The sequence below is a fragment of the Bradyrhizobium sp. Tv2a-2 genome, from assembly GCF_000472425.1.
Taxonomy (GTDB): Bacteria; Pseudomonadota; Alphaproteobacteria; order Rhizobiales; family Xanthobacteraceae; genus Bradyrhizobium.
On the sequence record NZ_AXAI01000001.1, the window covers coordinates 274,852 to 288,772 of the forward strand.

General features: G+C 64.5%; 16 protein-coding genes. 9 read left to right on the forward strand and 7 right to left on the reverse strand.

Going from position 1 to position 13,921, the window contains the following annotated elements; all coding sequences use genetic code 11:
* Positions 1–56 precede the first annotated feature (56 nt).
* Genes A3AI_RS0101310 through A3AI_RS0101320 form a run of 3 tightly spaced genes read right to left on the reverse strand, consistent with a single transcriptional unit; the run spans position 57 to position 2,855 of the window.
* A complete protein-coding gene (locus A3AI_RS0101310) occupies positions 57–1,037 on the reverse strand; it encodes a PDR/VanB family oxidoreductase (RefSeq protein WP_024513834.1) in 981 nt (326 codons plus the stop codon).
* A gap of 12 nt (positions 1,038–1,049) precedes the next feature.
* Positions 1,050–1,802, reverse strand: a complete 753-nt coding sequence (locus A3AI_RS0101315) for a GntR family transcriptional regulator (RefSeq protein ID WP_024513835.1) — start codon at positions 1,800–1,802, stop codon at positions 1,050–1,052.
* A 3-nt stretch (positions 1,803–1,805) separates the two neighbouring features.
* A complete protein-coding gene (locus A3AI_RS0101320) occupies positions 1,806–2,855 on the reverse strand; it encodes an aromatic ring-hydroxylating dioxygenase subunit alpha (RefSeq protein WP_024513836.1) in 1,050 nt (349 codons plus the stop codon).
* A 171-nt stretch (positions 2,856–3,026) separates the two neighbouring features.
* On the opposite strand from A3AI_RS0101320, the gene A3AI_RS0101325 reads away from it, so the two are divergent.
* The 8 genes from A3AI_RS0101325 to A3AI_RS0101360 are packed head-to-tail and all read left to right on the forward strand — an operon-like array spanning position 3,027 to position 9,741.
* On the forward strand, positions 3,027–3,752 hold the full coding sequence (locus tag A3AI_RS0101325; RefSeq protein ID WP_024513837.1) for a GntR family transcriptional regulator: 726 nt from the start codon (positions 3,027–3,029) through the stop codon (positions 3,750–3,752).
* A gap of 60 nt (positions 3,753–3,812) precedes the next feature.
* Positions 3,813–4,778: an ABC transporter substrate-binding protein gene (locus A3AI_RS0101330; RefSeq protein WP_024513838.1), complete on the forward strand. Its 966-nt coding sequence runs from the start codon at positions 3,813–3,815 to the stop codon at positions 4,776–4,778.
* A 13-nt stretch (positions 4,779–4,791) separates the two neighbouring features.
* Positions 4,792–5,547: an ABC transporter permease gene (locus A3AI_RS0101335; protein ID WP_024513839.1), complete on the forward strand. Its 756-nt coding sequence runs from the start codon at positions 4,792–4,794 to the stop codon at positions 5,545–5,547.
* Entirely contained in the window at positions 5,526–6,332 is an 807-nt protein-coding gene (locus tag A3AI_RS0101340) for an ABC transporter ATP-binding protein (RefSeq protein WP_245286802.1), read from the forward strand. Before A3AI_RS0101335 ends, A3AI_RS0101340 begins: the two co-directional genes overlap by 22 nt.
* Before the next feature lie 7 nt (positions 6,333–6,339).
* Positions 6,340–7,137, forward strand: a complete 798-nt coding sequence (locus A3AI_RS0101345) for an ABC transporter permease (protein WP_024513841.1) — start codon at positions 6,340–6,342, stop codon at positions 7,135–7,137.
* A gap of 11 nt (positions 7,138–7,148) precedes the next feature.
* Positions 7,149–7,814: a polysaccharide deacetylase family protein gene (locus A3AI_RS0101350; RefSeq protein WP_024513842.1), complete on the forward strand. Its 666-nt coding sequence runs from the start codon at positions 7,149–7,151 to the stop codon at positions 7,812–7,814.
* Positions 7,811–8,686, forward strand: coding sequence for a fumarylacetoacetate hydrolase family protein (locus A3AI_RS0101355; RefSeq protein WP_024513843.1), 876 nt, complete (start codon positions 7,811–7,813; stop codon positions 8,684–8,686). Before A3AI_RS0101350 ends, A3AI_RS0101355 begins: the two co-directional genes overlap by 4 nt.
* A 14-nt stretch (positions 8,687–8,700) precedes the next feature.
* A complete protein-coding gene (locus A3AI_RS0101360; protein WP_198030043.1) occupies positions 8,701–9,741 on the forward strand; it encodes a uroporphyrinogen decarboxylase family protein in 1,041 nt (346 codons plus the stop codon).
* A gap of 136 nt (positions 9,742–9,877) precedes the next feature.
* Here the strand turns inward: A3AI_RS0101360 and A3AI_RS0101365 are convergent, their stop codons facing one another.
* Positions 9,878–10,300, reverse strand: a complete 423-nt coding sequence (locus A3AI_RS0101365; RefSeq protein WP_024513845.1) for a DOPA 4,5-dioxygenase family protein — start codon at positions 10,298–10,300, stop codon at positions 9,878–9,880.
* 207 nt (positions 10,301–10,507) lie between these two features.
* On the opposite strand from A3AI_RS0101365, the gene upp reads away from it, so the two are divergent.
* Positions 10,508–11,140: a uracil phosphoribosyltransferase gene (upp, locus tag A3AI_RS0101370; protein ID WP_024513846.1), complete on the forward strand. Its 633-nt coding sequence runs from the start codon at positions 10,508–10,510 to the stop codon at positions 11,138–11,140.
* 75 nt (positions 11,141–11,215) lie between these two features.
* On the opposite strand, the gene A3AI_RS0101375 is transcribed toward upp, so the two are convergent.
* The 3 genes from A3AI_RS0101375 to A3AI_RS0101385 are packed head-to-tail and all read right to left on the reverse strand — an operon-like array spanning position 11,216 to position 13,911.
* Complete coding sequence (locus A3AI_RS0101375; protein ID WP_024513847.1) at positions 11,216–12,508, reverse strand: NAD(P)/FAD-dependent oxidoreductase; 1,293 nt, start codon at positions 12,506–12,508, stop codon at positions 11,216–11,218.
* 21 nt (positions 12,509–12,529) lie between these two features.
* Positions 12,530–13,261, reverse strand: a complete 732-nt coding sequence (locus A3AI_RS0101380; protein WP_024513848.1) for an amino acid ABC transporter ATP-binding protein — start codon at positions 13,259–13,261, stop codon at positions 12,530–12,532.
* Positions 13,258–13,911 (reverse strand): amino acid ABC transporter permease, encoded by a 654-nt coding sequence (locus A3AI_RS0101385; protein ID WP_024513849.1) that lies wholly within the window; start codon positions 13,909–13,911, stop codon positions 13,258–13,260. Before A3AI_RS0101385 ends, A3AI_RS0101380 begins: the two co-directional genes overlap by 4 nt.
* Positions 13,912–13,921: the final 10 nt, after the last annotated feature.

Genomic DNA, 13,921 nt, shown 5'->3' on the forward strand with positions numbered 1-13,921 from the left:
GCTAAAAGGTCGGCCGTAGGTTGCGCTGGCAGCGCGTGCTGACCTGCCGCGCAGCCTCAGATCACGTCGGGCCGGTGCAGCATGTCGACAGTGATGGTGCCGCGCGCGCGGGACACGCAGGGACAGATCTTGCGCCCTTCGCGCTTCTGGTGCTCGCTGAAGAAGACATCGCGGTGGTCAATCTCGCCGTCGCTTGCAACGAGGTCGATGGCGCACACGCCGCACTCGCCGCGGCGGCAATCGGACATCACCTCGAAGCCGGCGTCGTTGAGCGCATCCAGCATGGAGCGGTCGCGCGGGACCACGATCTCGACGTTCTCGTCCTTGAGTCGCACGCGAAACGAGTCCGTTGGCAGCAATCCGCTCGAACCGAAAGTCTCGTAGCGCAGGTCGGCGAGCGGACGGCTGGCCGCGGTCCAGGCATGGCGCGCGGCATCCAGCATCCGCATCGGGCCACAGAACAACGTCATGGTGTTCTCGGGCAGCGAGCCAAAGACCGCATCAAGATCGAGGCGATGACCTTCGTCGCCCGCATGGACTTTCAGACGATCGCCAAGCAGGCCCGCGAGCAGATCAACATAGGCGGCATCCGCGCGCGACCGCACGGCATAATGCAGCGTGAAGGCGGCATCGCGGCGGGCGAGCGCTTGCGCGGCGCCGATGATCGGCGTGATGCCGATGCCACCGGCGACCAGGCAATAATGCCGGCGCGTCCAGTCGATCGACAGCAGCGACGACGGCAGCGTGATGGCCAGCCGCGCGCCCGGCGCAAGCGACCACATGTAGCGCGAGCCGCCGCGCGAATCCTCCGCACGCCGGACGGCGATCCGATAGCCATCCGCGCCGCATTCGCCGATCAGCGAATAGGACCGCGTCTCGGGGCGGCCGTCGATGGTCACCGCCACCTGGATATGGCTGCCGACCAGGTAGGCGGCACCAGCGAAATGTTCCGGCCGCAGCAGGAACTCGCGAATGGACGGCGTGAGGTCGCGCGTCGCGACGAGCGTTGCCTGCGTCCAGGTCTCGATGAAGCGCATGCGAGCATCCTCCTAGTCCGCGACCGTCTTGATCAAGGCGAGGCCCGGCAACAGGTCGATATGGGTCTTGTTGCGCAACGCGAGCCGCAGATTGCGTGCGGCAAGGCGCGCATGCTCGCGCATGATCGCCTCGGCCCGCGCGCCTTCGCGGTTCTCGATCGCATCGATCACGACGCGGTGCTGGTCCTGCGCGATCAGGAGAATCTGGTGCGCCTCGGGCAGCGCCGATTGCGCCATCACGAAGCCGCTGGGGGAAGCAAAGGGCAGCGCGGAGGCGCGGTCGATCTGCCGGATCAAGGGCGGGCTGCGCGACAATTCCGTGAGCAGCGCATGGAAGCGCGCATTGAGGGCGACATAGGCCGAAAACGCATCGACCGAAATCGGGTCCTGGCGCACCAGACCATCGATCTCGTCGAGGCATTCCTTCAGCGGCTCGAGGTCGCGCACCGAGACGCCGCGCTCGGCGGCAAAGCGCGCGGCAAGCCCTTCCAGCGTGCCGCGCATCTCGATGGCGTCCACGATGTCGCGCTCGGAAAACGCCTTCACCATGAAGCCGCCGGAGGGGATCGCTTCCAAAAGCCCCTCCTCCTCGAGCCGCACCAAGGCCATGCGCACCGGCGTGCGCGACGCGCCGGTGGTTTCAACCGCCTGCAGCTCGGAGATGCGCTCGCCCGGCCTCAAGCCGCCCGAGAGGATCATGTCGCGCAGCGTCAGCTGCGCACGCACGGTCTGGGAAACGGAACGGTCCATGTCGCGCTCGGCCATGGCCTACTCCGCGGCCTCGCGCACGACAGGCGGGTTTTCCAGGGCGATCATGCGATCAATCAGGCGCCGCGCCCACATCGCGCCGGCGTCGATGTTGAGGTTATAGAACACGCGATCGGGATTCTCGTCCATCGCGCGCTGCTGCGCTTCCAGAATGAGCTCGTCCTCGCGGAAGATGCCCGAGACGCCGTCGCGGATCTCCGTGGTGAGGCGCTGCTCGCCCAGGCGATAGTTGCGCACGAAGGCCCAGAAATAATGACAGGTCGTCGCGGTCTCCGGCGTGATGGTGTTGAGCACAAAACCGTTGACGCCGGCGGCGCGGTCGCCTTGCGGCGCGCCGCTGCCGGCGGGCGCAACGCCGACATCGATATTCACCGTACAGGGCGCCTCAAACCGGATGATCTGCCAGCGATCGACCGGGACGTCCTGCTGCAACTGCCTGGCCCAGAACGGCGGCGCCTCGATGCCCTCCATCCAGCGCGTCACGGTGACGGTCTTCTCGCCATGGGTGACATCGAACGGCGCTTCCGCGACTGCGGAGTTGCCGATGCTGGAGCCGTGCACGAAGGTCTCGTGCGTGAGATCCATCAGATTGTCGACGACCAGACGATAATCGCATTTGACATGGATGGTCTTGCCATCGCCCGCCCAGGCCGGATCGTGATTCCAGTGCATGTCGGGAATGAGCGCTGGATCGGCCAGCGCCGGATCGCCCATCCAGAGCCAGATGAAACGGTGGCGCTCGACTGCGGGATAGGCGCGCACACAGGCCGAGGGATTGATGGTCTCCTGCGAGGGCATGAAGGTGCAACGACCCTGCGCGTTGTACTTCAGGCCGTGATAGCCGCAGACCACGGTATCGCCCTCAAGCCGCCCCTTCGACAAGGGCACCAGGCGGTGCCAGCAGGCATCCTCGAGCGCCGTCACCTCGCCATTGGCCTTGCGATACATCACGACATGCTTGCCGCAGATCGTGCGCGGCAGGAGAGCCGGCCTGATCTCCGCGTCCCAGGCGGCGGCGTACCAGGCGTTCATGGGAAAGCAGCTGCTCATGGGGTTCCTTCCTGTGTTCTGAACACATGTTGTATACAATTTTGCCAACCATGGCAAATAAAAGGCCAAATCTCCCCATTTTAGTATACATTATCAAAGTTGCATGTCTGGCTATAAAAAAAATCGATTTTCGATTGACGATCGCGCGGATGCCGAGTCATCCTGCGTCCCATGGCAAGCGTCGGATTGAGTTTTGCGGACGGTGCGGCCGAAGGGCCGCGGAGCCTGACCTCGGCGGTGCAGGGGCGGCTGCGCGCGGACATCCTGTCGACGCGACTCCTCCCCGGCCAGAAGCTGCATATCGCCGGGCTGGCAAAGCAGTTTTCCGTCAGCCTCGCCGCGGTGCGCGAAGCGCTGTCGCGGCTGGTTGCGGACGGGCTGGTGCAGGCCTCCGACCAGCGCGGCTTTCGCGTGAGCCCGGTGTCGCTCGCTGACCTCGCCGATGTCACGCAGACGCGAATCGACATCGAAGGCCTCGCCCTGCGCCGCTCGATCGAGCGCGGCGGTCCCGACTGGGTTGCGTCGGTCGAATCCTCTTTCGCGGCGCTGAAGGCCGTGCCCTATCGTTACCCTGATGATCCTACCGTCCACTATGAAGAGTGGGTGATCCGCCATCGCGTCTTCCACCGCGCGCTGGTGAGTGCCTGTGGCTCGAATTGGCTGCTCGGCTTCCGCGACGTGCTGCATGAACAGAGCGAGCGCTATCGCAGGCTTGCAATCCGCCGCCAGGACGGCGAGCCGCGCGATGTCGAGGCCGAGCATGCCGCGATCGTCGCAGCCGTGCTCAAGCGCGACGCGGACGCCGCGGTTGCGGCGTTGGCTCTGCATTTTTCGACGACTATGCGTTCCGTCGAGCTCGCAGCACCCAAGATCGCCAAGGTCAGCGGCGTGAGCTGAGTTCACACAACGGAGCAACGCTCCCCCTTAACCAAGAACCGGATTGAGGAAACGAACACCATGCACATCACTCGCAAGCTTGCGGCCGCGGCACTCGCCGCAGCCACCATCCTCGCGGCATCCACGACATCCCGCGCGGAGACGATCCGGGTCGGCCTGCCGACCAAGACCTTCTGGCCGACCACGGTTGCCGAGACGGCGGTGCGGCAGAAGCTGTTCGAGAAGGAAGGCATTACCGCCGAGCTGACGATTTACCGGTCCGGCGCGGAGGCGTTCGAGGGGCTGGCGGCGGGCGCCGCCGACATCATTCTCGATCCGCCGTCGCTGGTGTCGGCCGGCCGCAAGAAGGGTGTGATGTCCAAGATCGTCGGCAATGCGACCATGGGCAATTTTGGCTGGCAATTGATGGTGCCGGTCAAATCGACCCTCGAGGTCAAGGACCTCAACGGCAAGAAGGTCGGCATCACCGCGGCCGGCTCCGGCTCGGACCTGCTCGCGCTGTGGACCGCGCAGGACAAGAAAATCGAGTTCACCCGCGTGCCCGTCGGCGGGGGCGGCCTGGTGCCGAACCTGATGGCCGGCAATATCGATGCCGCCGTGGTCTATTCGCCGCTCAGCTTCCAGATCCTGAAGTCAGGCGACGCCCGCACCATTATCGATTACGCCACCGCCGTGCCGCCCAATCTGACTGCGGGCTGGATCGTGCTCGACAAGTTTGCCGACGCGAAGCCGGAAGTGGTGCGGAAGGCGCTGAACGCACTCTATGGCGCTGTCGCCTTCATGCGCAGCAATCGCGACGTCACCATCAAGCTGATCGCCGACCTCTACGAGATGCCGCCCGAGATCGCCACGCTGGAATATGAGAACACCATCCTGAAGCTCGAGACCAGCGGCGACATGTCGGCACCCAACGTGCACGACGCCGTGCAGCTCTCGCTCGATCTCGCCAAGCTCGGCGGGTTGAAGGACATCGTCCCGACCGACGATGTGATCTCGACCAAATTCAAGCCGGTCCCGACCAAGTAACAGAGCGCGTCGAATGTCGGATCGCTGGACCATCTCGCTCGGACGAATTGCGATCGTGCTCGCATTGTTCGCGCTGTGGGAGACGCTGTCGCGGTTTGGCGTCGTCAATTCGCGGCTATTGCCCTCGGCGTCTGATACATTTGGCACGCTCGCCGATCTCCTGCAGCGCTCCAGTGTGCGCAGCGATCTCGCGGTCACCGCGACCGAGGTGCTCACCGCCTTCGCGCTCGCCGTTCCCTTTGGCGGCCTGATCGGTTTTTTGATCGCGGAAAACCGCTACTTCGCTGACGTGGTGAAGCCGCTGCTGTTCTTCGCCTTCTCGATCCCAAAGTCGATCTTCTTGCCGATGTTCATCCTGGTGTTCGGCGTCGGCTTTTCGCAGAAAGTCGGCTTCGGCTTCTTCTCCACCATCTTCATCGTCATCATGTCGACGGCAACGGCGGTGGAATCCGTCAGGGTCGAATATCTCACCGTTGCCCGCTCCTATGGCGCGACCCGGGCACAGACGGCATGGCGCGTCTATCTGCCGAGCATGCTGCCGGTGCTCCTGGAAGCCTTGCGCATCTCCATGATCTTCAATCTCACCGGCGTCATTCTGGCCGAGATGTATGCCTCGCGCGACGGCATCGGGCACCAGATCGCCAGCTGGGGCGAGAATTTTCAGATGAAGCAGCTTCTGGCCGGCGTAGTGATGGTGGCAGCCATCGCCATTGCCTTCAACGAAATCATCAGATGGGTGGAAACGCGATGCAGCCATTGGCGAACGTGACGCCGCTTCGGCCCGCACAGCGCGCCGGTGCGATCGAGATCCGGGACGTCGGGCAGGTCTTCAGGACCGCGGGCGCGGAGGTCGTCGCGCTGTCGCAAGTCTCGCTCGAGATCAAGCCAGGACGTTTTGTCGTTCTGGTCGGGCCGAGCGGCTGCGGCAAGTCGACGCTTCTGATGATGCTCGCCGGCCTGCGCGAGCCGACCTCCGGCAGCATCCTGATCAACGGCACGCCGATCACGAAGCCCGATCCCGACCGGGTCGGCGTGGTGTTCCAGGAGGCAAGCCTGTTTCCCTGGCTAACGGCGGAGGAAAATGTCGAGTTTCCGCTGGCGTTGCGCGGCATTGCCAAGGCCGAGCGCAGGGCGAAAGCGGAAGAGGCTCTGAAGCTGGTGGGGCTCGAAGGCTTCGGCAAGCGGCATCCGCATGAACTGTCGGGCGGCATGAAGCAGCGCGTCTCGATCGCGCGTGGCCTCGTGCAGGATCCGCCGGTGCTGTTGATGGACGAGCCCTTTGCCGCGCTCGACGAGCAGACCCGCATGACCATGGGTGACGAGCTGTTGCGGATCTGGGCCGCCACCGGCAAGACCATCGTCTTCGTCACTCACTCTCTCACTGAAGCCGTCTATCTCGCCGACGAGGTGGTGGTGATGTCAGCACGCCCGGGCCGCATCGTCGATCATCTGCAGGTCTCGCTGCCGCGACCGCGCACCTATGAGATGCTGAGCGGCGATGTGTTCGGCAGCTTGCGCGACCGCATCTGGCGCCATATCCGCAAATCGGCGTGAGGCGACGATGAAAGCGTCCACGCTGCGATGGCTGATCGTGAGTATCCTGATCGCGCTTTGGGAGATCCTTCCGCGTGCGGGCTTGATCCCCGAGCTGTTCCTGCCCCCGCTGTCGGTGACGCTGATCGCCGGCTTCGCCGATGCCGGCGAATACGGCCAGGCTTTGCTGGTGACGCTGTATGAGGTCGGCCTGTCCATGCTATTCGCCTGCGGCGGCGGCATTCTGCTCGGCGCCGTGATCGGGAGCCTGCCGCGGCCGCGCGTGCTGATCATGCCGATGGTCTCGAGCCTTTATGCGGTGCCGCTTGTGATCCTCTATCCCGTCTTCACCGTGTGGCTCGGCATCGGTCCCGAGTCCAAGATTGCGTTTGCCTCAATCTACGGCTTCCTGCCGACCATGCTCGCGACCGCCGCGGGCATCCAGACCATCGATCCGCAACTGTTGCTCGCCGCGCGCAGCATGGGCGCGACGCTGAGCCAGCGTCTTGTCCGCGTGATCCTGCCGGCGGCTATACCGACCGTGCTGTCGGGCCTGCGCGTCGGTGGCGCGCTGGTGATCGTCGGCGTCGTGGTCTCGGAAATGCTGATCTCGTCCGCAGGCATCGGCTATCTGATCTCGCGCTACCGCACCATTCTCGACAGTCCCCATGTCTTTGCCGGCGTGCTCCTGGTGCTCGCCATGGCGGTCGCCTTCAACGCTGCCATCAGATGGATCGAGCGCAAATGCGCGATCTGGCAGACCGGCACGCGCGGCGCACAGGCTGCCGCCGACGATATCTCCGGCGCAATCCAGCCGGCGACCTGAAGGAGCGAGACGTGTTCGACCTGACGCTCACTTTCGACAATGGGCCTGAGCCGGACGTCACGCCGCGCGTGCTCGATATCCTGCGCGAGCGCAACATCAAGACCACCTTCTTCGTGATCGGCCAGAAGCTCGCAGACCCGGAACGCCGACGGCTTGCCGCGCGCGCGCGCGACGAGGGGCACTGGATCGGCAATCACACTTTTACTCATTCGCTGCCGCTCGGACAGCAGGAAGATCCGCGCACGGCCGAGCGCGAGATCGGCCGGACGCAGGAGTTGATCGGCGAGCTTGCGCATGACAAGCGCTGGTTTCGTCCCTTCGGCGGCGGCGGAAATCTCGATACGCGGCTGCTCAAGCCATCGGTCGTCAGTTATCTCACCCGCAACCGCTATTCCTGCGTGCTCTGGAACGCGATCCCGCGCGACTGGGACGATCCGGACGGCTGGGTCGCGCGCGCGCTCACCCAATGCCGCACGCAAGCGTGGACTTTGATGGTGCTGCACGACCTGCCGACCGGCGCGATGGACCATCTGGAGGATTTTCTCGACCGCGCTGACAAAGCCGGCGCCCGCTTCCACCAGGACTTCCCGCCCGATTGCGTGCCGATCCGCGAAGGGCGGATCGTGCAGCCCGTTGACGCCTATATTTCCAACATCCAGGAAAGTGCAACCTCATGAAGATCGCGAGTTTCCGCAAAGGTTCAACCACAAGCTACGGCATCGTCACCGATGCGGGTGTAATCGACGTCGGCCGGCGATCGCCCGGCCATCCAACGCTGAAAACCCTGCTTGCATACGGTTCACTCTCCGATCTGCGTGCGCTCAGGGACGAGCGTCCCGATTACGCACTGACCGAGATCGAGCTGTTGCCGACCGTTCCTGATCCGGACAAAATCTTTTGCATCGGCGTGAACTACGCCACCCATCTCGCCGAAAGCGGCCATCCGACGCCGGCCCATCCGATGATCTTCACCCGCTTTGCCAACAGCCAGGTCGGCGGTGGCCAGCCGATGATCCGGCCTCTGGAGTCCGAGCGCTTCGACTACGAGGGCGAGCTGGCGGTCGTCATCGGCAAGGGCGGCCGCCGCGTCCCGCGCGAGCGCGCGCTGTCGCATGTGGCCGGCTATGCCTGCTACAACGACGGCAGCATCCGCGACTGGCAGCGGCACACCTCGCAATTCGCGCCGGGAAAGAACTTTATCGGGACCGGCGCCTTTGGGCCATGGCTGGTGACGACAGATGAAATCCCTGACGTCAGCAAGCTCAACATCGCAACCCGCCTCAACGGCGTCGAGGTGCAGGCAGCGCCAATCTCCGATCTCGTGTTCGACGTGCCGGCGCTGATCGCATATTGCTCGACCTTCACCGAACTCGCGCCCGGCGACGTCATCGTCACGGGAACGACGGGCGGAGTCGGCGCCTATCGCACGCCGCCTTTGTGGATGAAGGAAGGCGACGTGGTCGAGGTCGAGATTTCCGGCATCGGCATCTTGCGCAATCCGGTCAAGAACGAAATGCACGCGGCCTGGACCGCATCTCAACAACAATGAACGGGAGTTCAGCCATGAACCTGCCGACCCATCTGTTGCCGACCACCGTGGTCGGCAGCTATCCGCAGCCGGACTGGCTGGTCGATCACGCCATGCTGTCGAAATCGGTGCCGCGCACGCGCATGCGCGGGCTTTGGCGGCTGCCGGAGGAGCATCTGGAGGAAGCGCAGAACGACGCAACCATCGTCGCTATCCGCGACATGGAGCGCGCCGGCATCGACATCGTCACTGACGGCGAAATCCGCCGCGAAAGCTATTCCAACCGCTTTGCCACTGCGCTCGACGGCGTCGATGCGGACAATCCGGCCATCATCACCTCGCGCGCAGGCCTGCAGACACCCGTGCCGCGCGTGGTCGGCAAGATCAGGCGCACGCGGCCAGTCGAATTGGGCGACATGGAATTCCTCGGCCGTAATACCGATCGCGCGGCCAAGATCACCCTGCCCGGCCCCTTCACCATGAGCCAGCAGGCGAAGAACGAGTTCTACAAGGACGACGAAGAGCTCGCGATGGCCTTGGCGGAAGCCGTCAATGCCGAAGCACATGAGCTGGAAAAGGCCGGCGCCGACGTGATCCAGCTCGACGAGCCCTGGGTGCGCAACAATCCGGACCTCGCGCGACGCTATGCGGTGAAGGCCATCAACCGCGCGCTGGAAGGCCTCACAGTGCCGACCGTCGTTCACCTCTGCTTCGGTTATGCGGCGGTCGTGCCCGGCTCGAGCAAGCCGGCCGGCTATTCCTTCCTCGCCGAGCTCGCCGACACGTCAGCCCAGCAGATCTCCATCGAGGCCGCTCAGCCGAAACTCGATCTCGGCGTGCTCAAGGATCTCTCCAACAAGAAGATCATGCTCGGCGTGCTCGACCTCGGCGATCCCGCGATCGAGACGGCGGAGGTAGTCGCGACGCGCATCCGCAACGGGCTGAAGCATGTCGCAGCCGAGCGGCTCGTCCTCGCCCCCGATTGCGGCATGAAATACATGCCTCGCGCCACCGCCTTCGGCAAGCTGAAGGCGATGGCGGATGCCGCAGCGGTGGTACGGCATGAGATCGGGTAGGCTTACCGCGCCTCTGTAGGGTGGGCAAAGGCGCGCTTGGGCCGTGCCCAGCACATCGCTCACTCTCGGATAATGGGCACGTTACGCTTGTCCAACCCGCCCGGCGACCATCCGCGCCACTTCAAGCGCATAGGCATTAGGGCCGCAGCACCGGCTGTGTGTTCGGCGCGGGTGCGATCTCGGCTTCCATCTCGTGCGGCAGCTTGTCCTCATGGATCGCAAGCTGCGGCCCGATCCAGAGCGCGTCCTTGAGATGATCGCGCCGCGGATTGGTGGTGTTGGGGTGCACGAGGATGCTCAAACCGCCATGGTTGAGCATCAGCCAGGGCACCAGCCCGGCGAACACCTCAGGCGCAAAGGCAATCTGGTACATCGCCTGGTCGTGCGGCCCAACGTTCACATCGTGCCAGCGGCCGAGCGTCACGGCAAAGCGTTCGCCGACGGCTTGACGCAGCCGCTCGGCCATCGCCTTCGTCGTCGCCGGATCGTAGTAGACATGGGCATGGAAGCTCGCGATCTCGCCGATCGGCCGCACTGCACCCTCGCTCTCATTGCTCATTTCGATCTCCTCACAGCCCGGACTTCCACCGGATTTGGTCCCCAACTAAACCAAAAAATTGGGCCGGCCAGCAATCGGGAATTGCGCCCCGCGCGCGCATAACCGCGCCGCTCAAAGGCGCGTCGAACGCCGGCCTTCCCCAATCGAGCGGCAAATGCCTGCGCTTCAAGCTGGCGGCGACCGCTTCAAGCCTGTACACCTTGGAACATGACAGCCAGCGTCAATGTCGTCAGCCACCCCCTGGTGCAACACAAGCTCTCGCTGATGCGCGAGCGCGACCGGTCGATCAAGGGCTTTCGCGAGCTCTTGAACGAGATCGGCACGCTGCTGTGCTATGAGGTGACGCGCGATTTGCCGCTGGAAATGGTCGAGATCGAGACGCCGATGTCGCCGATGAAGGCGCCGAAGATCGCCGGCAAGAAGATCACCTTCGCGCCGATCCTGCGCGCCGGCGTCGGTTTTCTCGACGGCATGCTGGCGCTGGTGCCGTCCGCGCGCGTCGCCCATATCGGCCTCTACCGCGATCCCAACACGCTTGCAGCGGTGGAGTATTACTTCAAGGCGCCGACCGACCTCTCGGACCGCACCGCGGTGCTGATGGACCCGATGCTGGCGACCGGCAACTCGGCCTGCGCCGGCGCGTCGTTGCTCAAGGCGCGCGGCGCTCGCGACATCCGCTTCGTCTGCCTGCTCGCCGCCCCCGAAGGCATTGCGCAATTCCAGAAGAGGCATCCCGACGTGCCGATCTGGACCGCGGCCGTCGACGAGCGGCTGGACGACCACGGCTATATCCTGCCGGGCTTAGGCGACGCTGGCGACCGCATGTTCGGGACGAAGTAAGCGCACGCATATTCGGCCGCGAGTTCGAGAGAGGCGGACGATGCGGCGTCAGCCCCAAATCTGATCTCTTGATCGCTAAATCCCCAGCCGATCCCGCGCGCGCCCCGCGAGCACCGTCGCGGTCACCGCGACCGGCCAGAGCGCATGCATCCGGATCGGCTTGATTCCCGTAATCGGCATGTCGATCTCCGCGCTGGTGCCACCCACAAGCCGCCGCGCGAGCTGCACGCCCATCGCACTCGACAGCGCAACGCCGCGGCCGTTGCAGCCGAGCGAGATCAGCAAATTCCGCGTGGGCTCGTGCACGTGCGGATAATGGTCGGCGGTGATGGCAAGCCGGCTGTTCCAGCCATGGGTCCAGCTGACGCCCTTGAGCTGCGGCCACAGCCGCTCGGCATAGCGGATGAGATAGGAGATGTCGGACGGGCTCTTGATCCAGTGCATCGGGCCGCGGCCGCCCATCAGGAGGCGGTTGCGCTGATCGATGCGGTAATAGACGGTGATGTGGCCGCTTTCATAGAGCACCGGCCGGCTCGGCATGATGGCACGCGCGAGCTCGTCAGACAGCGGCGCGGTCGCGGCGATCGACGAGAATACCGGCACGACGGTCCGGCGCAATCCGGGCCAGAGATCGTCCGTAAAGCCATTGGTCGCAAGCAGCACCTTGTCCGCGGTGACTGTCGCGCGCGGCGTTGTGATGCGCCAGCGCGATCCCTCGCGCGACAGCGACAAGGCCTTCGTCTCGCCGTAAACGGCCGCACCGGCCGAGATGGCGGCCCGCGCCAGCCCGCGTGCGTAGCTTAAGGGGTGCAGATCGCCGCCGCGCTCGTCGAGCATGGCGCAGAGATAGCGGTCGCTGCCGGTCATCGCGCGCATCTCCTCGCGCCCCAGCAGCTTCACCGGCATGCCGCGGCTGATGCATTGCTCGGCGGTCGTCTTGATGCCGGTAGCGGCCGCCTCGTTATAGGCTGCGCGCAGCGTGCCGTTCTGCCTGGACTCGCAGGGTATCTGGTAGCGGCGAACCAGATCGAGCGTGAAGTTCGTGGTGTCGTAGGCGAAGTCGATCATGCGGCGGCCGAGCTCGCCGCCGAAATCCGCCTCGATCTGGTCGGGGTCATGCTTGAGCCCCGGATTGATCTGCCCGCCATTGTTGCCCGATGCGCCCCACCCGGGCTCGTGCGCCTCCAGCACGACCACGTCAGTACCTTGCTCCGCCAGATGCAGCGCCGTCGACAGTCCGGTAAAGCCGCCGCCCACGATGGCGACGGATACGCGTCTGTCGGTGTCGAGCGGCGGCGTCGGCACGGCGGGCACGGCGGTGTCGGCGTAAAGGCTCGGCGGCAGGGGAAGGCGGACGGGCGTGGTCATCAATCTAATCCAACGAATGCTTTACATCGGATGCAGCACACGTCGCAAAAAGTCCTGGGTGCGGGCATGCTGCGGCTGGTTGAGCACGTCTCTCGCCGGTCCCTGCTCGACAATGACGCCGCCGTCGATAAACAGCACGCGGTCGGCGACCTCGCGGGCAAAACCCATTTCGTGGGTGACGACGACCATGGTCATGCCGGCTTCCGCAAGCTTGCGCATCACCGACAGCACTTCGCCGACCAGTTCCGGATCCAGCGCCGAGGTCGGCTCGTCGAACAGGATCGCCTTGGGCTGCATGGCGAGCGCGCGTGCGATCGCGACGCGCTGCTGCTGGCCGCCGGAGAGTTGCGTCGGATGCGCGTCAGCTTTGTCCGCAAGGCCCACTTGGGCCAGTAGCGCGCGACCGCGCTCGATCGCCTGCGACCGTGGCTCCTTCTTCACGAAGACCGGCCCCTCGATGACGTTCTCCAGCGCCGTGCGATGCGGGAACAGATTGAAGCGCTGGAACACCATCGACACCCGCGTGCGGATTGCGACGATCGACGCCGCGTTGCGGTCGACAGGCGTGCCTTCGATCGTGATGTCGCCGGCATCGTAGCTTTCGAGCCCGTTGATACAGCGGAGGATGGTGGACTTGCCGGAGCCCGACGGGCCGATGATGCAGACCACCTCGCCTTTTGTCACAGAGGCGGTGATGCCCTTGAGCACCTCGTGGTTGCCGAAGCGCTTACGAACGTCGCGAAGCTCGATCATCTGTGGCCCGCGCGCTTCTCGAAATGTCGCACCAGCAGGATCAGCGGAATGCTCATCGTGAGATACATCAGCGCGACCAGCGTGAAGACGCTGGTGTTCTTGAAAGTCGACGACGCAATCAATTTGCCCTGCAGCGCAAGCTCGGCCACCGTGATGGTGGAAGCCTGGGACGAGTCCTTCAGCATCATGATCATGACGTTGCCGTAGGGCGGCAGCACGATGCGCACCGCCTGCGGCAGCACCACGCGCCGCATGGTGAGCCCCCAGCCCATGCCGATCGCCTGCGCCGCCTCGATTTGCCCCTTGTCGATGGCCTCGATGCCGGCGCGGAAATTTTCTGCCTGATACGCCGAATAAGCAATGCCGAGCCCGATGATCGCGGCCTGCAGCGCCGAGAGCGTGACGCCGAGATCTGGCATCACGAAATAAAGATAGAACAACAGCACGATGATCGGGATACCACGGATCAGATTGATGATTGCAGCACTCGTCCACGACAGCGGCGCGATGCCGGAGACTCGCATCAAGGCCCATACCAGGCCGAGCAGCGTGGAGAGCGCGAGCGAACCGAGCGTGACGACAATCGTCAGCGCGACGCCGTGCATCAGGATCGGCAGGAACTCGACGGCGTCGCGTGCGAAATTTTCCATTCACGCACCC

What these genes read in the sequence shown, in the direction of transcription:
- A3AI_RS0101310 (WP_024513834.1), bottom strand. Translation starts at nt 1,037, where the DNA reads ATGCGCTTCATCGAGACCTGGACGCAGGCAACGCTCGTCGCGACGCGC.
- A3AI_RS0101315 (WP_024513835.1), bottom strand. Translation starts at nt 1,802, where the DNA reads ATGGCCGAGCGCGACATGGACCGTTCCGTTTCCCAGACCGTGCGTGCG.
- A3AI_RS0101320 (WP_024513836.1), bottom strand. Translation starts at nt 2,855, where the DNA reads ATGAGCAGCTGCTTTCCCATGAACGCCTGGTACGCCGCCGCCTGGGAC.
- A3AI_RS0101325 (WP_024513837.1), top strand. Translation starts at nt 3,027, where the DNA reads ATGGCAAGCGTCGGATTGAGTTTTGCGGACGGTGCGGCCGAAGGGCCG.
- A3AI_RS0101330 (WP_024513838.1), top strand. Translation starts at nt 3,813, where the DNA reads ATGCACATCACTCGCAAGCTTGCGGCCGCGGCACTCGCCGCAGCCACC.
- A3AI_RS0101335 (WP_024513839.1), top strand. Translation starts at nt 4,792, where the DNA reads ATGTCGGATCGCTGGACCATCTCGCTCGGACGAATTGCGATCGTGCTC.
- A3AI_RS0101340 (WP_245286802.1), top strand. Translation starts at nt 5,526, where the DNA reads ATGCAGCCATTGGCGAACGTGACGCCGCTTCGGCCCGCACAGCGCGCC.
- A3AI_RS0101345 (WP_024513841.1), top strand. Translation starts at nt 6,340, where the DNA reads ATGAAAGCGTCCACGCTGCGATGGCTGATCGTGAGTATCCTGATCGCG.
- A3AI_RS0101355 (WP_024513843.1), top strand. Translation starts at nt 7,811, where the DNA reads ATGAAGATCGCGAGTTTCCGCAAAGGTTCAACCACAAGCTACGGCATC.
- A3AI_RS0101360 (WP_198030043.1), top strand. Translation starts at nt 8,701, where the DNA reads ATGAACCTGCCGACCCATCTGTTGCCGACCACCGTGGTCGGCAGCTAT.
- A3AI_RS0101365 (WP_024513845.1), bottom strand. Translation starts at nt 10,300, where the DNA reads ATGAGCAATGAGAGCGAGGGTGCAGTGCGGCCGATCGGCGAGATCGCG.
- upp (WP_024513846.1), top strand. Translation starts at nt 10,508, where the DNA reads ATGACAGCCAGCGTCAATGTCGTCAGCCACCCCCTGGTGCAACACAAG.
- A3AI_RS0101375 (WP_024513847.1), bottom strand. Translation starts at nt 12,508, where the DNA reads ATGACCACGCCCGTCCGCCTTCCCCTGCCGCCGAGCCTTTACGCCGAC.
- A3AI_RS0101380 (WP_024513848.1), bottom strand. Translation starts at nt 13,261, where the DNA reads ATGATCGAGCTTCGCGACGTTCGTAAGCGCTTCGGCAACCACGAGGTG.
- A3AI_RS0101385 (WP_024513849.1), bottom strand. Translation starts at nt 13,911, where the DNA reads ATGGAAAATTTCGCACGCGACGCCGTCGAGTTCCTGCCGATCCTGATG.